This window comes from Calothrix sp. CBUCES-K 9914, assembly GCF_059640475.1.
This window is the reverse complement of sequence record NZ_JBXXZH010000051.1, coordinates 12529-35009: the sequence shown is the minus strand read 5'-3', so window position 1 is coordinate 35009 and position 22481 is coordinate 12529. Positions and strand designations below refer to the sequence as shown.

General features: G+C 37.5%; 20 protein-coding genes and 4 pseudogenes. 14 read left to right on the top strand and 10 right to left on the bottom strand.

Annotated features, from left to right (window positions below; genetic code table 11):
* The first annotated feature begins 63 nt into the window (after positions 1–63).
* A complete protein-coding gene (locus AC2JBO_RS14255) occupies positions 64–2871 on the top strand; it encodes an NB-ARC domain-containing protein (RefSeq protein ID WP_496954306.1) in 2808 nt (935 codons plus the stop codon).
* Here the strand turns inward: AC2JBO_RS14255 and AC2JBO_RS14250 are convergent, their stop codons facing one another.
* The 7 genes and pseudogenes from AC2JBO_RS14250 to AC2JBO_RS14220 all read right to left on the bottom strand — a co-directional run.
* Positions 2872–3792: an alpha/beta hydrolase fold domain-containing protein gene (locus tag AC2JBO_RS14250; protein ID WP_496954305.1), complete on the bottom strand. Its 921-nt coding sequence runs from the start codon at positions 3790–3792 to the stop codon at positions 2872–2874. It abuts the gene before it with no gap.
* A gap of 58 nt (positions 3793–3850) precedes the next feature.
* Positions 3851–4828 (bottom strand): DUF459 domain-containing protein, encoded by a 978-nt coding sequence (locus AC2JBO_RS14245; RefSeq protein ID WP_496954304.1) that lies wholly within the window; start codon positions 4826–4828, stop codon positions 3851–3853.
* 98 nt (positions 4829–4926) lie between these two features.
* Positions 4927–6195 carry an MBOAT family O-acyltransferase gene (locus AC2JBO_RS14240; RefSeq protein WP_496954303.1) on the bottom strand — a complete coding sequence of 423 codons (1269 nt, stop codon included), beginning with the start codon at positions 6193–6195 and terminating at the stop codon, positions 4927–4929.
* 698 nt (positions 6196–6893) lie between these two features.
* A complete protein-coding gene (locus AC2JBO_RS14235; RefSeq protein ID WP_496954302.1) occupies positions 6894–7322 on the bottom strand; it encodes a hypothetical protein in 429 nt (142 codons plus the stop codon).
* A 210-nt stretch (positions 7323–7532) separates the two neighbouring features.
* A complete protein-coding gene (locus AC2JBO_RS14230) occupies positions 7533–8072 on the bottom strand; it encodes a hypothetical protein (protein ID WP_496954301.1) in 540 nt (179 codons plus the stop codon).
* A gap of 219 nt (positions 8073–8291) precedes the next feature.
* Complete coding sequence (locus AC2JBO_RS14225) at positions 8292–8846, bottom strand: hypothetical protein (protein WP_496954300.1); 555 nt, start codon at positions 8844–8846, stop codon at positions 8292–8294.
* A 112-nt stretch (positions 8847–8958) separates the two neighbouring features.
* A pseudogene (locus tag AC2JBO_RS14220) lies at positions 8959–9132 on the bottom strand (peptidoglycan-binding domain-containing protein); the annotation flags it as partial.
* 432 nt (positions 9133–9564) lie between these two features.
* Here AC2JBO_RS14220 and AC2JBO_RS14215 point away from each other — a divergent pair.
* The 5 genes from AC2JBO_RS14215 to AC2JBO_RS14195 all read left to right on the top strand — a co-directional run bounded on the left by AC2JBO_RS14215 (position 9565) and on the right by AC2JBO_RS14195 (position 14601).
* Complete coding sequence (locus AC2JBO_RS14215; RefSeq protein ID WP_496954299.1) at positions 9565–9984, top strand: hypothetical protein; 420 nt, start codon at positions 9565–9567, stop codon at positions 9982–9984.
* A gap of 182 nt (positions 9985–10166) precedes the next feature.
* Positions 10167–10502 (top strand): hypothetical protein, encoded by a 336-nt coding sequence (locus AC2JBO_RS14210; RefSeq protein ID WP_496954298.1) that lies wholly within the window; start codon positions 10167–10169, stop codon positions 10500–10502.
* Between the two features lie 9 nt (positions 10503–10511).
* Positions 10512–12476: a hypothetical protein gene (locus tag AC2JBO_RS14205; RefSeq protein WP_496954297.1), complete on the top strand. Its 1965-nt coding sequence runs from the start codon at positions 10512–10514 to the stop codon at positions 12474–12476.
* A 2-nt stretch (positions 12477–12478) separates the two neighbouring features.
* On the top strand, positions 12479–13147 hold the full coding sequence (locus AC2JBO_RS14200; RefSeq protein WP_496954296.1) for an OmpA/MotB family protein: 669 nt from the start codon (positions 12479–12481) through the stop codon (positions 13145–13147).
* A 2-nt stretch (positions 13148–13149) separates the two neighbouring features.
* Positions 13150–14601: an EH signature domain-containing protein gene (locus AC2JBO_RS14195; protein ID WP_496954295.1), complete on the top strand. Its 1452-nt coding sequence runs from the start codon at positions 13150–13152 to the stop codon at positions 14599–14601.
* 114 nt (positions 14602–14715) lie between these two features.
* Here AC2JBO_RS14195 and AC2JBO_RS14190 read toward each other — a convergent pair whose 3' ends face one another.
* Entirely contained in the window at positions 14716–15090 is a 375-nt protein-coding gene (locus AC2JBO_RS14190) for a hypothetical protein (RefSeq protein ID WP_496954294.1), read from the bottom strand.
* Positions 15091–15632: 542 nt separating this feature from the next.
* Between AC2JBO_RS14190 and ltrA the strand changes: the two genes are divergently transcribed.
* Positions 15633–17360, top strand: coding sequence for a group II intron reverse transcriptase/maturase (ltrA, locus tag AC2JBO_RS14185; protein ID WP_496954314.1), 1728 nt, complete (start codon positions 15633–15635; stop codon positions 17358–17360).
* A 56-nt stretch (positions 17361–17416) separates the two neighbouring features.
* Here the strand turns inward: ltrA and AC2JBO_RS14180 are convergent.
* Positions 17417–18270: pseudogene (locus tag AC2JBO_RS14180) on the bottom strand (transposase); the annotation flags it as partial.
* A 354-nt stretch (positions 18271–18624) separates the two neighbouring features.
* Here AC2JBO_RS14180 and AC2JBO_RS14175 point away from each other — a divergent pair.
* The 7 genes and pseudogenes from AC2JBO_RS14175 to AC2JBO_RS14145 form a co-directional block, all read left to right on the top strand.
* A pseudogene (locus AC2JBO_RS14175) lies at positions 18625–19188 on the top strand (dynamin family protein); the annotation flags it as partial.
* Between the two features lie 782 nt (positions 19189–19970).
* Positions 19971–20116: pseudogene (locus AC2JBO_RS14170) on the top strand (HNH endonuclease); the annotation flags it as partial.
* Between the two features lie 304 nt (positions 20117–20420).
* Entirely contained in the window at positions 20421–20843 is a 423-nt protein-coding gene (locus AC2JBO_RS14165; protein WP_496954293.1) for a putative toxin-antitoxin system toxin component, PIN family, read from the top strand.
* Positions 20844–20850: 7 nt separating this feature from the next.
* Positions 20851–21069, top strand: coding sequence for a toxin-antitoxin system HicB family antitoxin (locus AC2JBO_RS14160; RefSeq protein ID WP_496954292.1), 219 nt, complete (start codon positions 20851–20853; stop codon positions 21067–21069).
* A gap of 200 nt (positions 21070–21269) precedes the next feature.
* Positions 21270–21470, top strand: coding sequence for a DUF2283 domain-containing protein (locus tag AC2JBO_RS14155; RefSeq protein ID WP_496954291.1), 201 nt, complete (start codon positions 21270–21272; stop codon positions 21468–21470).
* 139 nt (positions 21471–21609) lie between these two features.
* Entirely contained in the window at positions 21610–21948 is a 339-nt protein-coding gene (locus tag AC2JBO_RS14150) for a DUF6883 domain-containing protein (RefSeq protein WP_496954290.1), read from the top strand.
* Between the two features lie 5 nt (positions 21949–21953).
* Positions 21954–22178, top strand: coding sequence for a DUF4926 domain-containing protein (locus AC2JBO_RS14145; protein WP_019494681.1), 225 nt, complete (start codon positions 21954–21956; stop codon positions 22176–22178).
* A gap of 30 nt (positions 22179–22208) precedes the next feature.
* On the opposite strand, the gene AC2JBO_RS14140 is transcribed toward AC2JBO_RS14145, so the two are convergent.
* Positions 22209–22343: a hypothetical protein gene (locus AC2JBO_RS14140; protein ID WP_496954289.1), complete on the bottom strand. Its 135-nt coding sequence runs from the start codon at positions 22341–22343 to the stop codon at positions 22209–22211.
* Between the last annotated feature and the right edge of the window lie 138 nt (positions 22344–22481).

Here is a 22481-nt window from a genome sequence, read left to right as displayed (position 1 = left end):
ATGTCCAGACTAATGTGAGCTAATATGGTCAATCAAAAGCTGTAAAAGCCAGTTATATACAAAATGATTGATACCTTACTCGCACCATCTTTACCAAATTATTATGTAGACCGTCCCGAATATAGCCAAAAGTTAAAAACTCGTCTGCTGACAAATTCATCAGATGTATGTACTTTGGTTGTGACAGCTATTGATGGCTTGGCTTCGGTTGGTAAATCTACCCTGGCAATGGCTGCTTCACATGACCAAGAGGTGCAAGCTCATTTTTGTGACGGGATTCTATGGGTAACTTTAGGTCAACGGCCTAATCTTTTATCGCTGCTTAGTGGCTGGGTTATGGCATTGGGGGACTATAATTTTCAACCCATCAGTGTGGAAGCAACCTCTAATCAACTACGTACATTGTTGTATGAGAAAGCTGTGCTGCTAATAATAGACGATGTTTGGAACATAGAGGATGCACAAGTATTTAACGTTGGCGGAGCTAAGTGTAAAGTTTTTGTAACAACCCACGATGCAGAAATCGCTCAAGTTCTCGGCACCAACTCCTCTTATTTTTTGGATGTGATGCAGCCATACCAAGCGATGGAACTGCTGACTAAAAAATTAGGACGCTCGATTACTGCTATAGAACATGAGCCAGCGCAAGATTTAGCTTCATCCGTTGGTTATTTCCCTCTTGCGTTGGAATTAGTAGCGGCAGAAGTAGCCAGTGGTACAACTTGGACTCAATTATTACAGGATTTTCAGCAAGAGGTCGCGCGATTAAAAAATCTTGACAGACCAAAAGCAGAAGAAATTACTGATGAAGCCATTTTAAAACGCCTCTGCTTAACAGCATCATTAAATTTGAGTATCAAGAGAATGCCTAGAGAAAAGCAGGAGCATTTTTCTTGGTTGGGGGTATTACCGAAAAATGTCACCATAAATAAGATGATGGCAGCGACTCTATGGAAAATGGATGTATATAATGCTGCTCAGACATTGGAATACTTAGAAAATAAAGCAGTTTTATCGCCTGGAGTTTCTTTGCCAGATGGGACACCAACATACCGTTTACATAACTTATTTCATGACCTGGCATGTAATTTGTTGACTGCTCCACCAAAAACAGAGGATGAAGATAATCTATCAGGGTTGGGTATAACTTTAGCCTCTGCTCACGCTACTTTTTTGGAGACTTACCGAAATAAAACCTCTAAAAATCTTTGGCATACCTTACCCAATGACGGGTATATCCATCAACATCTAGTTTGGCATTTGGAATTGGCTCAAAAGGTAGAAGAAATTCACGAATTATTACGAGAAGATGCAGAAACAGGAGGTAACGGTTGGTACGAAGCTTGCGCGCGCTTGTCACAAACTGCCAACTTTGTAACTGATGTTGTTCATGCTTGGCAATTGGCAGAAAAATCATGGACTGAAACAACCTTGGCTCAAGTTATTGGGTTGCAGTGTCGCTATGCTTTAATTATTGCATCCCTTAATAGTCTAACAGTTGATTTACCAGTAGGGCTGCTGGTTGCGTTAGTTGAAAAAAATATGTGGACTCCTGAACAAGGACTTAGTTATGTGCTACAAAACTCGAATCCATCACAGAAAGTAAACTCGCTTACACAGCTAGCCAATCATTTGCCGCCAAAGCTAAAGGAGTTAGCGCTGTCGCAAGCTTTGGCTGCTATTAGGGAGATTGAGGATGAGAAGTATGGCGCCGATGCTTTGAGTAATTTGGCTGATAAATTTCCAGAAGTGTTACCAGAGGCTCTAGCTGCTGCCATAGAGATTCAGGATGAGGAGGATCGCGCCCAAGCCTTAAAACGTTTGGCTGATAAACTGCCACCAGAATTGTTACCAGAGGCTGTGGCTGCTACTAGGGAGATTGAATATGGAGAGTTTCGCGCCTCTATTCTGGGTAGTTTGGCTGTTCAGTTGCCAGAATTGTTACCAGAGGCTGTAGCTGCTGCTAGGGAGATTGAGTATGATGCGTTTCATTCCGATGCTCTAAGTAATTTGGCTAATAAATTCCCAGAAGTGCTACCAGAAGCTCTGGCTGCTGCCAGGGAGATTCTGGATGAGTATTGTCGCGCCGAAAGCTTAAGAAGTTTGGCTGATAAATTGCCACCTGAATTATTACCAGAGGCTGTGGCTGCTGCCAGGGAGACTGAGGATGAGTACTATCGCGCCTATGTTCTAATAAGTTTGGCTGATAAATTCCCAGAATTATTACCAGAGGCGGTAGCTGCTGCCAGGGAGATTGAAAATAAGGAGCATCGCAACCTAGCGCTAAGTAGTTTGGCTGATAAATTACCACCAGAATTGTTACCAGAGGCTGTGGCTGTTGCTAGGGAGAGTCAGGATGAGTATAATCGCGCCGATGCTCTAAGTCGTTTGGCTGATAAATTGCCAGAATTATTACCAGAGGCTTTGGCTGCTACCAGGGCGATTCGGTATGCTAATCGCGCGCATATTCTAAGTAATTTGGTTTATAAATTACCACCAGAATTGTTACCAGAGGCTGTGGCTGCTGCCAGGGAGCTTGAAATTGAAAGCGAGCGCGCCGATATTCTAAGTCGTTTGGCTAATAAATTACCAGAATTGTTACCAGAGGCTTTGGCTGCTGCTAGGGAGATTCAGGATGAGGATAGGCGTGCCCAAGCCTTAAGTAGTTTGATTGATAAACTTTTACAAGTACAAAAAAATCGACTTTTTTGTCTCTGGGGAAAAACTCTTCATATCTTATCTGTTCACACTCGCCCAAGTTTACTTAGTAATATAAACGCATTAACTCCGATTATAGATGCTTTAGGAGGCGAACAAGCATTGAGAGATACAGCTTCTGCTATCCAAGATGTTTCACGGTGGTGGCGATAACTATTTTATTACACTTTGCTTAGTTAAAAAAACTTTAATAGTCGCATATATTTGTTGTTTTTGCGCTTTACTAAAACCTCCGTGTTTTTCTCCTTTTACTGTATATAATTGATTAATAGTTCCTGCTTGGCGTAATGCTTGGTGTAGTCGAGTTGCATGACTGTAAGGAACAAAAGTATCCTTTTCACCATGTACTGTCAAAATTGGTGGTAAATTTGGGCGTACAAAATTAATTGGAGAAACGCTTTTAGCAATTTCAATTTCTCGTGCAGAAGTCTTATTTCCAAACCATTGGACTGCGAAGTATTTCTGATTTTTACCAATAAGTAAGTCATTGACATCGGTAATTCCCGACCAGTTAATAATTGCAGCGACTTTTGCAGGTTTAGCGTCTGGACAATTTTGGTTGAATTTACTAATATCAGGCATCATCGCGGTTGTAAGTGAAAGATGCCCACCGGCAGAAAATCCAGTTAACACAATTTTATTCGTATCAAAATTATATTTTGATGCATTATTATTAACCCAGTTTAAAGCACATAGTGCATCTTCTACTGCTGCTGGTGCTAAAGCTGTTTTTGCTAATCTGTAATTAATATTTACGACAGAAAAGCCCCAATCTAAGTAAGGATTAAAGAAATACTTTTCTTCCTCTTTATCTCCTTTTATCCAACCTCCACCATGAATTACCATCAAGGTTGGATGTAAACCAGGTTTTTTGTTTTGAAAAATATCTAGCTTTAATTGAGTGCCGTTTACTGTTTGATAAACAATGTCTTGCTCTACATCATAAACTTGGCGATAAATAATTTGAGTGATAGGTTTTGCAAATACTTGTCCCCAAGTCACTATTGTCAAAGTTAATATGAGAATTGCAGGGACGATATAAAATTTGCGAAGTAAAATATTTTTTAGTTTCATAAGTAAGATTAATCTAGAAATAGTACTTTTGATGCGATTATTTTTTGAGTTGGTTTGCCTATTTTGCTTTTGGTCGTAAAATACCTTCTTCTATCATTTTCTTTCTCAGAATTTCAATCATAATTTTTGCACCATGTTCGCTGGGATGTAATCCGTCATCGTATCTAACCCTCGCGCGTCTACCTGTGCTATCGGCTGATATAGGAACAAATTTACCATCTTTAGCAAATGTATCCCAATAATCAACAAATTCTATTTTGGGATGGGATGCAGCGACTTTCTTATAAATTCTATTAAAAATGGGAAAGAATTTATTATATCTGGTAACATTAGACATGGGATGACCTATCCAGTAAACTTTCCTAATGGGATATTCATCTAATAATTTTGCGTATCTTTCTACCCGTTCTTCATAAGCTTTTTCCCATTCAGGTGTTAGCTCTGCTCGTAGTTTCTTGTTAACATCTAAAATATGTTGGTCGTCGTTACCACCAAAGACAACAACCATTGCATCAGGATTATTTTGTTGAATTAGTTCTCTTGTGCGCGCATACCAATCATAAAAGTCAATTCGGTTTAATCCTGTAGAAATTTTATAAAATACCTTAACCTTTTCAAAATCATAATCTGATTTTTTCACATTATTCTCGAATGCAACTCCAAGAAAAGACATAATCGAATCTCCCACTAACAAAAAACGTTTGTATGGCTCTTGTTGCTGTATTTGTGAATTGATAAATGCTTCTTCATTAAAAGTGGTTGAACTTGTGTTTTCCTTTTGGAGAGGGGTTTCTAATTGTTTATTTTCAAAGTTAACTGAGTATATAACGGATTGTTTTGTTGATTGTGCTTGAGTTTTGGCTTCTGGTTCTATAGCTTGTGCAATTACTTGCGGTTCACGGTCAATTTCTTTAATACTGTCCCAAAAATCAGATTCAACTTTCCTTAATCCTTCTATTTTAATTTTTTGAGCAGCTTGTTTAATTTCATAAGTAGCAATTTCGCTAGAACCTAAACTCTTAATAAAAAGGGGCATATTAACAATAATTATGCTAGAAAATACTAAGCCACAAAGAGTTAAAAACTTTAAGTCTTGCATGATTTTTTTGATACAAATATGAAGTATAGAAAGAATTAAAAGCCAAAGTAAACAAATGGAGGTACTGTATTTGGACCTAATCTAAAAATCGTATATAGCAGAGTCGATATAAATATTGTTTGGAATATAAGATTACGTTTAGTAAGAATTTGTTCTAATAAAGTGCTAACTTTATCTCCGTAAAAATTCATGATAAATATGATGCTAAATGTTACATATAACTGCCAAATATTAAATTGCGATTGTAACTCTGTATTTGATGAAAAGTTTACCATCTGCTGGAAAAACTTGAGAGAGGTTTCCCAGTTGGATGTATTGAAGAATACCCAACACATAGTTACATAAGTAAAAGTTAATCCACAAGCAAATACAGGTCTAAATATATATACAGTTCGCTTAATATAAAATCGGAACCAATTTGTAAGTTTTTTGTCTTGTTTGACACTTGAAAAAACTACTATTTGGTTTAGTTGGTTTTGTGGCAATATTTTTTTGAGTATATCATTCCAGAAATGATTAAAAATTAAGCCAATGCCATGTAAGAATCCCCAAATCAGAAAATTCAAACCGGCGCCATGCCAAAAACCACCAATTACCATTGTCAGCAGCAAATTGAAATGCTTTCTCAACTTTCCTTGACGACTACCTCCCAAAGAAATATACAAATAATCTCGCAACCATTCAGATAAACTAATATGCCATCTTCGCCAAAACTCCTGCAAACTTTGAGCGCAATAAGGCATATTAAAATTTTGAACTGGAGCAAATCCAAATAAGCTGGAAATAGCGTTTGCTAAATCGGAATAGCCACTAAAATCAACATAAATGTAGCAAGAGTAAGCTAGTGCAGCTAATATTAAATCAAAGCTGGAATATTGCTCTGGTAGTTGAAAGGGAACTTTGGTAAAATTAAATAAGAAGCTGGATAATGCGTACTTTTTAAAAAGCCCTGAAATAATTAATATAACAACTCTTTCAATTTGATAACTATATTTTTCATCGCTATTCAGTTGTTGATAAAATTCCTTACCTCTGGCAATTGGACCGGAAGCAATTTGAGGGAAATAAGTAATATATATAGCGTAATCCAAAAATGTTGGATGTGGAATTTTCTTTTTGTAGGTGTCAACAAGATGGGCAATAATTCTAAAAGTGTAAAAAGAAACACCTACCGGAACTAGGATTTGTAATATTTGGATATCGCTAGAAATTTTCAGTATATTTAATACTTCTTGGAAAGAGTCAATAAAAAAGTTATAGTATTTAAAAAATCCCAGATAGCTCAAATTAATAATTAATCCCAAGACAAGAAAAAAACGCTTTTTCTTGCTAATATTTATACCTTCAATAATTAAATAATTAATAATAACGTTTATAATTATTAATTCTAAAAAACGTGTTCCAAAGAAAGAATAAAAAATTATATTAGTGGCAAGTAAAAAATATTTGTAAGCGATTACATATTTTTTAAAAAGAATGCCGCAGGTAAATGTAATTAAAAAGAATATAAGAAATTTATATGTAGGGAATAACATAACTGCATATGTAAGTGTCTGATTGAGGGAAATAATAAATTAAATTAAACATAATGATGCATTATGCAAAGCATTAACACACCTTGCAATCTAAGATTTACTAAGTTGCAGATGGTATGTGACTATTTTATGGGTATAGTATTAAGAAAATTTTGATTTTCTGCTTACTTTGTCCTTAAAAACCCAATTCTGACTTGAGACAATTACTATTTTGATAATAAATTAAAGTTTATGGCAGCAGTAGTTATACTTAATTTTGTTGAATAAATCAATATTTCTTTCCGTATAACTTTTTCTGGCAAATTAACCCATTCTTTCCATGTTGTCAATAGTACAGGCATATGTAATCTCAATTGTTTTGTTAGAAGTTAGATATTTTATACTTCCCGTAAAAGGCTCAATACCATGTACGTCCAATTAAATTCTATTAAATTCTAAATCAAGTTTTTTTTGAGAGTCAATCAAAATCAATCTGGCGAATAATTAGTTCCTACCACCTTCCCATCCTTGAAGTAAACAGTCATAGTTTCCGCATTGTAACGACCATCAGTTAAGTCAAGAATATAATTAAGATTCTGGTTAGGTGTAGCTATAAACGTCATCCTGTTAAGTTTATGACGTTTAGCATCATCAATAGTTTCATCTCTTAGTTCCCATTCCGGTTGACGAAATTTTCCCCCTTTGGGAAAACGCTGGTTAAATAAGCTTTGCACCTCCTGAATCGTCATACCATTTTTAATATCGAGATAAAACCTTGTGAAGGTTTTGTTAGGAGCGAGAGTCAAAAAGTGCAGAGCTAATAGACTGATATTGAAACCGAGGAAAAGCCACAATTCTCGTTTACGCCGAGATTCTAAGTATATTGGCAAGAGTAAGATTAGGGATAAAAAAGCCATGAACAAGTAAAACTGCCAGGACAAGGAAACAGCAAACTGATAATCCAGGAGAAATCCAAATCCAAATAAGGCTATTAAAAAAACAACCTCAACAATGAGTTCAAAACGTTTCCGATGTCGCTTGATATATTTCATCATGATGAATTAGCGTTTAGGCAGTTATTTCTGCGCTTGTACTTGAATATTACTTACAGGCGCCACCAAGGGATTTTATTTATTTTTTGGTAAAAGGTGAGACTTCAAAAGCTCGCACTGTTGTTTATATTTTTTACGCATAGCTTCCCTTTCCGTTGGGTTGGGGATTTCTGCCAGTACACGCTCAACATTCTTTTTATCACAGTACATTTGCCGCATTATCGGAATCCATGTTGCATTCCAACCGTCTTGCCTAGTCATACGTTGCGAAACAGGCTTACCAATATTCGCAAGTGCCACAGCTTTCTCTAATTCTGCTTCACTATCCCAAAATTGAATACTTTGGGTACGCTCGTCAAGCAAAAAGTAACCCTCAGCCGCTTGACCCGTAACTGAAGAGCGATAATATCTCCACCATTGAACTTGGGAAGCTAAAGTTTTGCGCTCCTTGCTCATTAAACAGGTGCCGCACTCCTGAATGTATGGGTCACTATGGGTAATAAAATTACCGTTGGCTGTTGTCACTTCCCATTCCGCAAATCCCACTGTAGCCATTACAGATTGAGGTAATGCGATTACAACACTACTGAATATACCAAGTAACAATTTACGCATAATCAACCAATTATTTAGACATTATATTTAATGTAGCCGAGCGAATGTTCATCTGGTTTGTGCTTTATGATAACTTCTTGTTTGGGCGCCGTATAATACACATTAGTTTAAATTATGGAACAGGTGCTATTTACCATACCAAAAAGGCTGTAGGGAATAACATGTTTGAATATATAACTAGCTGATTGAGAAAAATAATAAATTAAATCGTAAGGTGCGTTAAAGCTTTGCGTAACGCAACTTTTCGTCTAAATCAATTACAATTTTGGCTACATGTTCTGGTAAGGATTGATTATCGCGGGAAGCTTCAATCGCATCGCGCGCCAGTAAAACTTCTAAAACTTGCTCTTTATTAGCATGGGGTAGTGCTGCTGACAATGCAGAAATAGCTTGTTGATAGCGTTTAGCAACCTGCATTGGTGACATTGCTAAAGGATATTTTAAATGCCACCACCACATATTTGGCGCCGCATTCAAACTATCTTTCCATTGCGCTAATTCGTCATCTTCACTAAGAATTTTTGCTTGCGCTTTCAAGCGTTCATCTAAACTCAGCAATCTTGCATAAGTTGCACCTAGAGGGTTTTGATCCATCTGCTTCTTTTTCTCTACCCCATCCCGCGCGACTAAAACCGCAACTTTTTGGTCGAATGTAGAGTTAGAAACAGTATTTTCCAATGCCAAAAGCGCTTGCTCATACACATCAAGCGCTGTATCTAATGGTAATTTTGCTCCTGTAGATTGTACTGGGGCTTGTCCATTTACTTGAACCATTTTTTATATACTCCACTAATATGCTTAGTTATCAAGCCCCTAAAGTTATTTACGGGCTTGAAACCTAAATTAATTCAATATTAGGAAGAATTAATTTGGCATTATGAATTGTTTAGCAAGCAGCTTGGTATACTAATGCATTCCAAGTATATGGGCCAACAATACCATCACAACTAAGACCCCTTGCTGCTTGAAAATTTCTGACAGCATTTTCCGTAATTGGACCAAATTGACCATCAGCACTCAACGAATAACCATATGCTTGCAAAGCTTGCTGTATGTAGTAAACAGCTTCACCTTCGCAGTAGTTTTCCTGTAAATATACATACTTGTTTTACTCAGTTAGTCTCGTAACTGGGATAAGAAAACTGCGTCTTTCTTAATTCGCGAACGTACTATTTTGTCCAAAGTCCAAAATGAAGGGCAGCTTAATCAAGTAGAGTTCAGCAGCTTGATGAACTTATGCAGGTGTATCGACGTGGTTTAGTTCGCAAAGCAAGAGCCTTAAAAGCAGCGGTAGAACGTGGCTTAATTTTTGCTTGAGTTGATAACAACAATGAAACTTAAAAGTAATTTTATAGTATAAATAATTACCTAGTTTGTTTTCAAATCTTTAAATTTAAGCCTGAGAAGATTGGCGATTGCTATGCTAGATTAATAGTAATCCAGAACACTATTATCGACTTCTGCCATCTCCAAAGTATCTACTACCGACACTATGAAACTTGACAAATTGCAGGAACTCAAGCAAAAACTGACTGATGAAACAGACTTTTCTAAAATCTGGCTGTTTTACATGGATAATTTTGCGGATATTCCAGAATTCCTTGAACACGGTAGACGCGCCCACAATAAACACCTAGATATAGTTGTCCGTAAAACTTCTCAGGAAATGTTTGGTAGGAAAGTAAAAATTAATCACGATCTTACAATCTATATTCCAGAGCATAAGTTCTTTCATGGACCGTTCCAAGCAGGAGGACGTATTGGCGGTTTTATTTATTTTGAAGATATAAGAGTTGGGTTAATTGCGGTATCGGCAGATTATCCCCCTACCGATGCGGTCAAATATTCACGTTTTACTGAAATGGCTATACAAAAGTCAGGATTTGGTTTTAATCCCCAAGACCTCAATTAATAAAAATATTAACTCATTCTAAAACTGTGGCGCCTAGGTTATTAAATGGCGCCTAGCAACTACATAATGTTATACCAGATGTATTAAAATATTTATTTTTATTTTTGTTAGTTCGTGGTGGTTGATGGGAATTATACAAATAAGTACAAAAAATATTTAAAAAATCAACCATAAGTGAAATCATGGATTTACTGCATCCCTCTCTCGAACAGTTGGTTCGGGAGATAAAAGCATTTAATCATGCTTGGAAAGCGACAAGTGAATTATTTGGGAAAGATTCACCCCTATCTACTTCAACGCGCGATTTTAAAAGCTGTTTGCAGGTGCGTTTATTACTAAGTTATGCACCTGGGCAGGTTTATTTGGTTCTCGACACCAAAACTGAAGCCTCGGAACCATTATATGGCTTACGTTTAACAAAACCAATTGGGGAATGGAAGGATGCAGACCATTTACCAGTGCGAATAGCCGAGCAATGGTTGACATCTAAAGAAGTAGAAAAATTTAAAAGGGTATAGGGGTGCTATATGGGTTTAGCGAAAATTTGGGGGATTGTTTGGGATAATAGCCCTTTTCACTGGGCGACGGCAATTGTAGTATTTATTGCGGTATCCGTTGAAGTGTATGGAGTGTGGCAATATTGTAAATCAGATTGTGGAATTACTGGCGCCGCTATTAAGTCTTTGAAAAATCCCAACCAAAGGGAAAATAAAAATATTCGCCGATGTAAGCAAGAACATGTACAAACTAATAATGAAGGCGCCGTTATCGAGCAAGATAATAAATATATACTAGCAAAGTATCCAGAGGTTTTATCACATCCAGTTCCTCGAAGTTCTCTACGTTTTGTCACTACTTTGTGTACAGCTATTGGTGTTTTAGGAACTTTTTATGGAATACAAGAAGGATTACAAGGCATAAATTTAGATACTAGTAGTTCCGAGCAATTAATGGCTTCAAGTAAAGAATTATTAGTAGGGATGAAAACAGCATTTTCTACTTCGTTAATGGGGCTTGGCTCAGGAAGCTTTTTTACTTTAGTTTTGTTCTTTAGTGAGTCGCTACGGCAAAAGTACCGCGATAGCTTACGTAAGCAGTTGAGTGCCGTTGCAATTATACCAACAGAAAATCAAAGTCGAGAAGTCGCATTACAGTTAAGCCTTGTAGCACAAAAGTTAGAAAATCTAAGTGCAGAAGCAATAGGTGAGGCAGTAGGTAAAGGTGTGGCAGAGAAATTATCTGGACTACATGAGCTAAGTCCTAAAGCTATTGGTGAAGCACTAGGGGAAATAGTTTTACCAGCGTTAAAAGCTATTTACAACGAGCAGAAGCAAATTAGAGAATTACAGCAAAACCAAGGGCAAAGGGTTTTAGAACAGCTTATTCAAGATTTGCGAGTAGATTTAATTGAACCACTAGCTCAAAAATTAGATGATAGTGCAAATCTTACAAAAGAAGCTTCTCAAGCAGTACAAAAACTGCATCAAGAATTAGGGGGTATTACTCAAAGTTTAGCAAGCTCTATTAATACAATACAGGATTTCCAAAAAACAACATTAGGTGAGTTGAAAAGCTTTGCTGAGGGTTTAAAAAATACTTTAAATAAGTTTCAAAGCGAGACAAAAGGTGTTTTAGAACAAACAGGGATAGAAATCAATCGCGCGGTTGAAAAAAGCATTCAGGGAATGGAGTTACAACGTACAGCCTTTGAAGCAAGCGCAAAACAAGCTGCAAATACTTTCAGAGGTATTCGAGAAGAGCTTAAAACCGCATTACAACAAAGAGCAGAAATTGAAAGAACAATGCTGGAAGAAACTCATACAAAAATCAATGAGATTCTTGCACAAGCAAATGCAGCTTTTCGCGAGCAGACAAATACTTTAACAAAAGTCGGTAATGAAGCTAGCCAATTTATGAATGGCGCTAAAGATAACTTAGTAGCAACATTAACCGCTACACGTAAAGTAGTACAAGATGATTTAACTAAATTTCGAGAGGAATATCAAACAAACCTTAAGAATTTCTTTGAAGAGCAAAATAATTTACTTGAGAATACTTTGGGTAAGCAGCGCACTGGATTAGCTGAAGTTGTAGTAAATTTAGATAGAACATTTAGAGAAGAAGCAAGCAGACGCAGTGAGTTAACAAAAGAAGTAGACCAATCTTTTACAAAGGTACATGAAGCAGCGAAAGAGGTTAGTAAACTAGCAATTGCGACAGGACTTACTAATATACAGCGCTGGGAAGAGATGAAACTTCTAACTAGAGATATAAGTACACAAGTACAAAACGTTAATGATTCATATAATAAATTATCTTACACTTTTCGAGAAACTCTACAAGATTGGAAAAACCACTTTGCAACTTCACGAGAAACATTTTTTAGTAAAGCTGACAATGCAATGGCTGAGGTTTGTGACAGATTGGTAGGAACTGTTGAGGTCTTGGTTGCTGTTAAAGATAACCACAATATTACTAACGGGAGTAATTAAGAATGTCTGATTTTACTACTAGTGGGTTAGACATAGATACTAGCGAAGAAGATGATAGTAGTGTTTATCTTTCTATCGGTGACTTAATGTCTGGTTTACTAATGTTTTTTGCTTTGTTATTTATTACTGCATTACTTCAACTTGCCGAAAGAGATAAACCAAAGAGAATAGTTATTGGTAACGTAGTGGAAGCGATGCAAAGCAAAAATATTGACGTAAAAGTCAACCAAGAGAATGGCGATATAAGTATTAGAGAATCAATATTGTTTGATAAAGGTAGTGCTGAATTAAAGCCGCAGGGTAAAGCGTTTCTCCGCAGCTTTATTCCTGTATACAGCGAGGTAATTTTATCAAAACCCGAATTTGATAAAGAAGTTAGTCGTGTTGTTATTGAAGGTCATACAAGTTCAGCAGGAGATTATAAAGATAATATGCAACTGAGCTTACAACGTTCTGCATCAGTAACTCGGTTTATATTTTATGAAATGCAATTTCCTAAACAAAAACTTTTTAGTAAAAAGATTTTAGCCGCAGGGCGTGGCGAAATAGAAGCAGAAGAACGCTACGATAAACCATCCGACCGTAAAGTTGTTTTTCGTTTTCAATTTCGTAGCGAAGAGATTGGAAATAAACTTCGCAAAAATACTTCCACAAATAATCAAGCATCTTAAAAATGAATTTTTATTTTCCTAAACCTGAATCACAAAGCTTAAAAACTTATACTCCTAGCCAATTGATCGAAGTTGCTAGCAAACTAGCAGCTTCGCAAATCTCGTTACCAACTGTTGACAAGATATTACAAGCTATTCAAACAGGTCATATTGATAAAATTACAAATTTAGAATGGATTTATTGTATTTATGCCAAGGCAAAATGGGATAAACAAAATTCTCTAAGTCGTTATCAGACATCCAAGATTATCTGGCAAATAGCTATCAACAACTTATGGTTACAAAAAATACTTTTGTGGCGTTTAGCTTTATATTACAACGAACAAGGAGAAAAAGTATTAGCTAAGTCTTTTGCTGATGCCTTTGATACCTTTGTTAATTCTTCCTTGGTTAATAAACTACTACCAGTACAGGTCATTTTAGCACTCCGTAACCAACAGCCAGGTTTAGAATTGGCAAAAATAGCTTGTCAAAAAAATTTGAATTACACTAGTTTGCAAAATCAAATTCAGTATCACATACCTACTTGGATAGAAAAACTTAACTTTCTAAAATATGTTTCGCCTTATTTTTGTACACTTGTTTCTCCAACTCAACAACAAGCAAACTGGCTGTTAAACTGTTTGGATGAAATGTCAGCACAACAGCAACTAGAAGCAGTCAAGCATTTACTAACTCATGTTTCCAAAGAGTTGGCAAGTCAACATCCAGAATTAGTAGACTGGTTACGACGAAATTACCGTAACGGCGCCGGATGGAATTTACTTTCTGATACGGCAAAGCATAGACTTAGAGAATGGATTGGTTCCATTAACTATAATGATTTTCAAAATTTAGTCAGTTTGATTTTAGAAAGGCACCGATTAGAGGGTAGAGCAAAAGAGCAACTACAAAAGCGAAAAGAGTTTTGGGCAAACTATACTAACAGTTTTGAGCGTATTCGCATTCTTATACCAGAAGATTATTTCATAGATATCGGTAGTAAATTTAGACAAGATGAAGATGTTCACGTTCTGCAAAAAGATGGCAGTGATGGCACGGAAGTTTGTGTTTTTGATTTTGGTAATTTTGTGCTAATAGAATTTTTTCACGGGCGAGGTAGCGAAACCAGGCTTCTCAAAAAAAGTGATGAAGTTGAAAGAAAACTTTTTGGTTCCTTACCTATCTCTATTAAACGTATTCGTAGTATTCCTGGCGAGGCACATGACCATGTAATTTGTTGGCAATGGGATTGTGAAAGATGGCTAAGACAAAATAGTATCTTACCCAATGAAGGTATAAGCTACTTCAAAGGCTTACCTGAAAATTACGGTAAGTATAACCCAACTACTGGACTTGTCACACCTTCACTCGACAAACAGCGAGAGCGAGATTTTCAACTACAAGGATGGCGTAAAATAATTTCTCAGCTAGAGCAGGAAGCTAGAGACTATTGTAACAAAAGCGTAGAGTAACAGTTATAGCTTTACATTTGAGCCATGACCCGGATGCCGAAGTGCATTCACAGTTCTTACGTGCAAGCGACTGGCGCCCTCCAGAGGATTAACTACTGCCGACTTCGCCTTACCTCATATCTTGCACCTGGAAATTTGAATGTTAATTCCTTGACTAAGTGCAAGTTCTCTAAGTCGCTCAATATCTTGTAAAAGAAGTAACACTGCTAAATGTGGAAATATAGCTTGAAAAGCAATTTCTGCAGCTTCACCCCAGTCAGGTAAGTCTAAGTTGGTGCCATTGGCCGATAAATAAGCCCAGTGTGCCAAAACATAAGATATGAGCGATAATACCAACCAACGATAAACCCCTAAGAGGGTTCCTTGCCCAAAGCGGTGCAACCCGAAACGCGCGACGTGAAAGTTGTGCGTAGGCGCAGTAGCGCATTTGACTGAGAAGCCTTCTTCTCCTGGGGTTCCTTCCCTCCAGTCCCTATGTAAAAGGGTCATCGACCCCGCCTATATCAGTAGTAAGAACCTACGATTGTAGCCAATGAAACTGATAGAATGCAAGGCACAGAAGCCCTTCTAAGAGAGTACCGCTTGACAAGTCGGGCAAAGGGAAGTTTGGTAAGGGATTAGCGATAAGCGAACCGTTACAAGCCTCGTCATTTGCAGATGAGTGAAAGTAGCACCCTGCTACACAGGTACTGACCACACTCTAACCAAAACGGTAAATAGGACGGGTCAAAGATTGTTTTGGCTTTGACAGCGAAGGACAACGCTCCTATCGGGGTACTGACGGAATCCACCCAAACGCACGTCACACGCACGAAACACGGTAAGCCCCAATGGTTCTTATGGTAAGGTCGAAATCATAAGTAGGTCAACCGCAAGGAAGACGGAACTACTAGGGGGGTAAAGGAGGTTAGAAAAAGCGAATGCCCTTGGTAATGCAGGGGATAAGAGTTGAAACATCACTCTACGTTGAAAATACGGCTGACTTCTGACTGGTCTCAAACGGTAATACTGAGTAAAAGTTTCAAACTTTGATGAAAGATAGAGCCAACAAAGGAATCGGAGTCAACGGACACCTTGAAGATTGGTCTTCCATTGATTGGAAGGCAGTAAAAAAGCGTGTTAGAAACCTAAGACAAAGAATTTACCGTGCAACCCAGAACGGACAATGGAACAAGGTGCGTAGCCTAATGAAATTGATGCTGCGTAGCTTCTCTAACCTGCTACTGTCTGTGCGAAGAGTTACCCTGGAAAATGCGGGCAAGAAGACGGCTGGTGTAGATAAACAAGTTGTACTTACACCCGAACAAAGGGTAGAACTGGTTAAAGAAATGGGAGAATATTCCTTATGGCAGGTTCGCCCGACCTTAAGGGTATATATACCTAAGAACAACGGAAAAAAGAGACCATTAGGAATACCCACAATCCGCAACAGAGTAGCCCAGGCAATCGTCAAAACCGCCCTGGAACCTAGTTGGGAAGCCCGGTTCGAGGCAAACTCGTATGGGTTCCGCCCCGGCAGAAGTACCCTAGACGCTATAGAACAAGTCTTCAACAGACTCGGTGTAGGTCACGATAAGTGGATACTCGATGCCGATGTGAAAGGGGCATTTGACAATATTAGCCACGAATATTTGCTCAAAACAATCGGTCTTGTACCGGGTAGAGAGTTAATTAAACAGTGGCTAAAAGCAGGATACGTAGAAATGGGTCAATTACATCAAACCGAAAGCGGTACGCCACAAGGCGGCATTATTAGCCCTTTGTTAGCAAATATCGCCCTACACGGTATGGAAGAATTCTTATCACAATTTGTCGTAAAGATAAGAAGATTCAATGAACGTGGAAAAGTGATAAAAACGCAAACAAAGGAAAGATATGGTTTCGTCCGTTTTGCCGACGATTTCATAATTACCGCCCGGAATAAAGAGGATATTGACTACATTAAACCCTACATCTCTGGTTGGCTTAAAGACAGGGGACTGGAGCTTAATCAAGATAAAACTAGAATTGTCAATATTGAAGATGGGTTTAATTTCCTCGGATTCAATATCAGACAAAATAAAGGTAAATGTCTAACTAAGCCCCAAAAGGAAAAAGTTCTAGCCAAACTCAAAGAAATTAGAGAATGGCTAAAGCGAAATCCAGATGTGCCACCTGAAGCCGTAATAGCCAAACTTAACCCAATCATTAGAGGATGGGGTAATTACTACAGATTTGGGGTTAGTAAAGAAGTCTTCTCATACTTCGACCATCAAGTATGGAAAGCGCTCTATAGATGGGCACTAAGGAGACATTCTAAAAGAAGAAAGAAATGGGTAACAAAGAAATATTTCAACAAAAAGAATGGTTGGAAATTCTTTGCTAAAACCAAGGACAGAAGAGGAAAAACAAAAACGATTTCAATCGTTAAACTGTCCGAAATTCCCATTCAACGCCACGTCAAAGTAAAAAACTTTGCGTCGCCAGATGACCCCACACTGCATGAATATTGGAAAGACAGAGGCACTCGGTACGGAAAAACTCGTTGGATTAAAGATTCAAAACTTTATAAAGTAGCCGAGCAACAAAACTGGACTTGCCCAATCTGCGGTGAACACTTGTTCAACGGAGAAGAAATCGATACGCACCATATTACAAAGGTTCAAGATGGAGGAAACGATAATATCAAAAATCTCGTACACCTCCATAAAGCCTGCCACCTAGCCGTACACAGCGGCAAACGTTCTGGTAAGCCGAGGCTTGAGCCGGATGATTCGTAAGAGTCTTGTCCGGTTCTTAGGGGAGGGAGATGCAGCGATGCAAGCTCCCTTACCCGACGGTGTTTTGCAGTTTTAAACCAGCCCTCTATCTGCCATCTCCGTTTTCCCCACCAAGAAATAGTGCTAGCTTTGAGAGCTTTTGTTGAAATAACAAATCGTTTCTCATACTTGCCATCATGGCGTTTAAAATAATACCAGGATATATAAACAGGAAACTTCAAACCCTGAAGGTAAAGCTGTTGTCCACGCTTGTGTAATTGAGCGACACTGCGGCCATCAACGCGCCTTGCGAGTACAAGCGATGCCCGCAATTATGTGATATTTTTTCTCTCTAACACCATGTATAAATTGGATACTGCCGAAGCCTGTATCTACTAGAACCATTACCTCCTTAAAATGCTTGGTTAATTTTTTTGGTAAAGATTTAACCATTTTTAATCCCAGCCTTGCCGGGGAAGTGGCGCCTTTTCCTCTCCAAACGCGGAAATTCCAAGGTATTCGCCAGCGACCAACAACCAGATACACTACAACCAAATGTAAGCCTCGTTTTCCGTGGTATACACTGATTAAGTTTTCAAGCGCCTTAAATTTTCCGAATTTCTCCAAAGTTGTCAGGTCAATAATAACTTGTAAAAATGGTTGGCGCCAAGCGCGAACGCTCAGATAAAATCTCCTTTATAATACGGTAACGAGAAGTGCGAATTACGCCTCTAGTTGACCAATTGTATATATTGAGAAATCTGCTTAAGGCGCTAGCTGATTTACTTTTGCTGTGTTGAGGTAAAGGATAACCCTGTGCTTCTAAGAACATCCCCAACATTGCTTCGAGATTTTCTTGTTGGTAGATAGAAGGCATCAATGACAGCAAAGTGTAAACTAGATTTGTCCCGCGCCTAAGAATTGAAACCATATTTTCTTGCTGAATTTTTACGTAATATTTCAACGCCCTTTTTCTCATGTTTTGGTGCCACAATGCAAATAAAATTCATTCCTACTTACTACTAGCAGTATATTTGTATGTTATTTTTCCAAATCAGCGGTGCCACTATCAAATCAAAATTTTAGAGGTGAATTACGTATTAATATGGACTTAAGTTGTAAAAAATGTATTTTAAATACTTAAATAAAAAAATTATATTGTTGTTATACTTTTACGGTCTCTAATTGGCTTTATACGGGTTTTCACGTTAGGTGCAAGATATGAGTAAATGCTTTATTAGGAAAAGATTTACTTTATAGCGCTACTGGTCATGCAACGGGTTTAGAGTGTTATATTGACTTTGCCAAGTCGCAAGAGGAAGAACGATGCGATTTTACTTTTCTAAGTGCAAAAGAAATTCAGGAAGAGGTTAATGATAGATGCCAAACACAAACACTTAAAATCAAGAAAAAATATGACATTAATAAAGATAAAGAAATTGAAGAGCTATCCCAAAGATGTCAGCAAATTATAGAAGAGGAGGGAGGTTCAAAAAGCACCGAAAGGGCAGAAGAAGCAAATGGATTACAAGAGTTATTAAATGGATTCAAAGAGAATCGTAAATATATTGATGAGCATTATAATAAAACTTTTGCAATGGAAGAGCTAGGTCTTACGCCACAAGATGCACATAAATACGCGCGTCGAGGTAGTAATAGTGCTGTTCTTCAGCGCATTACATATTATTGTCATCACACATTATTAGAGGATGGTAACGTCTTAGTTGATCTACCAGGAATTGATGCTCCTGTACAAAGAGATGCAGAATTAACAGATCGGAAGGTTGCAGATACAAACACTTCCAATACTGCTCGGTTAACGATTTTTTTCGTGATTTTGGGCATGTAGAGACGCGATTAATCGCGTCTCTACGAGGTTTTGGGTTTATCGAATTTTCTTAACCGAGCAGTATTGCAAACACTTCTGCTGTTATTTGCGTAATGAAAGCAGATCAGGAAGGAGAAACAGAAACCGCAGAAAAGAAGTTGATAAAAGCAATGCGGGATAATTCAGGCATACGTGATCGCGTTTTTTACGTCTTTAACCGCATTGATAAAACTTGGCGTAGCTCAATTTTAAAACAAAAATTAGATGAACTGATTAGCAATAATTTTAGTTATGCTTCAAGAGGGATATATGAGACAAGTGCTTTACTAGGCTACTGGGCAAGCCTAATCAAAAACACAAATGAAGGCGACTGTTGGGGAATTGATTCTATTTTTCAGGAAGAGCTTTCCAAAAATTCGAGTCATAATGAAAATACGCATCCATTTGTCTTGGAGTTTTTAGACTACTGTGACTCAGATAAATTACCTTCTGATAAATTTTCAGACATTGCAAGGTCTAAAAAAGAAACTAAAAATCAACAATATGTTAAAATTCTTGTTCTTTATCGTACTGATATAATTGACCAGTTATATCAAGATAGCGGAATTCAAGATTTTAGAAATGCTATTACGCGCTATCTGACCGAAGAAAAGCGACCAGAACTCTTTATGGCTTTAGCTCAAGACATTAATGACCTTTGTGAAGATATTTACCAAAATTATCGAGAAGAATACTGCCTACAAAAAAAATTACCTGCCAATGTTGAAGAAGTTACACAGTATGAATTAGAAAATATAAAACAAGAAGCTAAACTAACCATTGACCACATTAACCCTCTTGCTCGTGGCGGCTCAAACGATATTAGTAACTTGCAAACTCTATGTCGCATTTGCAACAACAAAAAAAAGACAAACTTGATAACCGATTTAAGCGTCGCTTTACCAAATAACTACAACTATAGGTCAATATCAGTTTACTAGTTTACTCCCTATTCTTTATTTTAAATAAATAATTTATACAGTAGTTTTGCGTATAAACACTTTCTACAAGTACAGCATCAACTCTTGGTTCCTATACAGTTAATTTAGGCGCCGAGAGCATCCAATCTACGATAAATTATTAGTCCAATCCCTTGCTCAATCTGTATTCGCGAATGTTGGGTTTCCACAAGCGTTGCCAACTTACGGCTTATGCACTGGCAAAATTATATTGAAGAATGCAACTAATGACAGCACATGTGCTATCATAACTAGATGTCAATTAAAATTGTGGTTGATACTAGTGTTTTTATAAGTGCGCTTATTAGCTCTACGGGTTCCAGTAGAGAACTAATTCGACGCTGCTTAAAAGGCGAATATCAGCCTCTAATGGGAAACGCTCTATTTTCTGAATATGAGTCAGTCATGACGCGAGAAGAAATTCTCACCAAATGTCCTTTGACTAATGCAGAAATTTCTGTCTTACTCGCATCGTTTATGAGCGTTAGTGAATGTGTGTTTATTTACTACTTATGGAGACCTAATTTAAAAGATGAAGCTGATAATCACCTAATTGAATTAGCAGTTGCTGGTAATGCTCAAATTATTGCCACTCATAATACTAAAGATTTTCATAATCCCGAATTGTTATTCCCTAACCTATCCATCTTAAAACCTGAAGAAATTATTAAGAGTTAAACACGTAATGGCTACTTTAACTATTCGTTTACCAGACGAAAAACATAATAGATTAAAAGAACTTGCCCAATCTAAAGGCATAAGCGTTAATAAGCTGATTGAAGAATTGTCCACCATCGCTTTAGCAGAATTTGATGCCCACACCAGATTTAAAGCAATGGCTGCAACTGGCAATCCAGAAGAAGGCTTAAGAATATTGGCTAAACTTGATACTCTCATGGAATAAGGATAAGAGAACTTGTAGTTTATGTGATAAAAAATAAATAATTAAAGAAAATACATAATTTTTTCCATGTACAAAAAGAAATGGAGCGAATAAACATTTCTGTGCCTTGAGTTCAATCAAGTTATGGTCGCAAGTGATATTGACACAGCAGTTATCATTACTGTCTATAAAACTGGTAAAGTAAAAAACTAGAGGCAAGAATGAAAATTACCTACTCGCCAGAAGTCGATGTTTTGAGAATCGTGTTTAGTCAGGCGCCAATAGAAGAAAGTGACGAAGAAAAACAAGGTGTGATATTTGATTATGACATAAATGGAAATATTGTTGGCTTAGAAATATTAGATGCTTTCCAAAGAATGAATAATCCACGTTCTGTAGAATATTTTATTCCCACACATTAATTATTTGATTCGTTAGACCGTAACGCCCTCCGGTGCCAACTTGACAAGTAACAAGCCTAACCACAATGGCCATTGCTATTAGCAGTTATAGTAAAATAAACAGATTTTTATTTATAAAGAGTATCTTGAGGAGATTTACTTGAAGCTGCCAAATTATTATCAGGCGGTCGTACCTGAGAGGAAAATCACAGCGTATTTGTTGTCACCTACCCATCCCGACGGAAGCGGTAAGGAGAAATTTTTCACAGCATTTGGTTTTTCCTTAGAAGAATGGGAAAGACTTGCAGCAGCATTAGTCAGCCATGTTGCAGACAATGATGTTACAAAGGTAGAAGATTCGCCGTTCGGAACCAGATATGTTGTAGAGGGAACTATTATTTCCCCAGATGGTAGGAATCCTTTTCTGCGCTCTGTATGGTTTATTGGAACAGGCGAAGATATTCCTAAATTTGTTACTGCTTATCCGCTCAAGGTATAATTACAATGATTACAGAACTTGATAGAGTTATCCTCACAACTAACATACCCGATTACGGTTTGGAAACTGGTGATATAGGTACAGTAGTTTTAGTGCATCAAGGTGGCAAAGGCTATGAGGTCGAGTTTGTGACTTTAAGTGGAGAAACTATAGTAGTAGTTTCGTTATTTGCAGAGCAAGTACGTTCTCTAAGCAGCAGGGAAATTGCACACGCACGGGTATTGGTGTAACCAGAGCAATCTAGTCTTAAGTTTACACTTTCAGCAGAGGCGCCTCAACTGATAATAAAACTGTTGGCGCCAAACTTCAATTCCAATTTTGAGCTTATTAATAGTTGCCACCATAATTCTCTGCATTTCTTCAACATCATCCGAGTTGGAATGCAATCGAAACATTTATAATTACTAACCAATTTTGTTCCAATGCTAGGAGGTTTGCCCAATTTAACACACGGTATCAGGCGCCGTAACCTAAAACAAATAAACTGTCTGTTACGTGTTAAATGATATTTAAAACATTGGGAACCTCGGCAC

Coding starts and splice junctions, on each gene's coding strand:
- AC2JBO_RS14255 (WP_496954306.1), top strand. CDS start 64: ATGATTGATACCTTACTCGCACCATCTTTACCAAATTATTATGTAGAC.
- AC2JBO_RS14250 (WP_496954305.1), bottom strand. CDS start 3,792: ATGAAACTAAAAAATATTTTACTTCGCAAATTTTATATCGTCCCTGCA.
- AC2JBO_RS14245 (WP_496954304.1), bottom strand. CDS start 4,828: ATGCCCCTTTTTATTAAGAGTTTAGGTTCTAGCGAAATTGCTACTTAT.
- AC2JBO_RS14235 (WP_496954302.1), bottom strand. CDS start 7,322: ATGGCTTTTTTATCCCTAATCTTACTCTTGCCAATATACTTAGAATCT.
- AC2JBO_RS14230 (WP_496954301.1), bottom strand. CDS start 8,072: ATGCGTAAATTGTTACTTGGTATATTCAGTAGTGTTGTAATCGCATTA.
- AC2JBO_RS14225 (WP_496954300.1), bottom strand. CDS start 8,846: ATGGTTCAAGTAAATGGACAAGCCCCAGTACAATCTACAGGAGCAAAA.
- AC2JBO_RS14215 (WP_496954299.1), top strand. CDS start 9,565: ATGAAACTTGACAAATTGCAGGAACTCAAGCAAAAACTGACTGATGAA.
- AC2JBO_RS14210 (WP_496954298.1), top strand. CDS start 10,167: ATGGATTTACTGCATCCCTCTCTCGAACAGTTGGTTCGGGAGATAAAA.
- AC2JBO_RS14205 (WP_496954297.1), top strand. CDS start 10,512: ATGGGTTTAGCGAAAATTTGGGGGATTGTTTGGGATAATAGCCCTTTT.
- AC2JBO_RS14200 (WP_496954296.1), top strand. CDS start 12,479: ATGTCTGATTTTACTACTAGTGGGTTAGACATAGATACTAGCGAAGAA.
- AC2JBO_RS14195 (WP_496954295.1), top strand. CDS start 13,150: ATGAATTTTTATTTTCCTAAACCTGAATCACAAAGCTTAAAAACTTAT.
- AC2JBO_RS14190 (WP_496954294.1), bottom strand. CDS start 15,090: ATGACCCTTTTACATAGGGACTGGAGGGAAGGAACCCCAGGAGAAGAA.
- ltrA (WP_496954314.1), top strand. CDS start 15,633: ATGAAAGATAGAGCCAACAAAGGAATCGGAGTCAACGGACACCTTGAA.
- AC2JBO_RS14165 (WP_496954293.1), top strand. CDS start 20,421: ATGTCAATTAAAATTGTGGTTGATACTAGTGTTTTTATAAGTGCGCTT.
- AC2JBO_RS14160 (WP_496954292.1), top strand. CDS start 20,851: ATGGCTACTTTAACTATTCGTTTACCAGACGAAAAACATAATAGATTA.
- AC2JBO_RS14155 (WP_496954291.1), top strand. CDS start 21,270: ATGAAAATTACCTACTCGCCAGAAGTCGATGTTTTGAGAATCGTGTTT.
- AC2JBO_RS14145 (WP_019494681.1), top strand. CDS start 21,954: ATGATTACAGAACTTGATAGAGTTATCCTCACAACTAACATACCCGAT.
- AC2JBO_RS14140 (WP_496954289.1), bottom strand. CDS start 22,343: ATGTTTCGATTGCATTCCAACTCGGATGATGTTGAAGAAATGCAGAGA.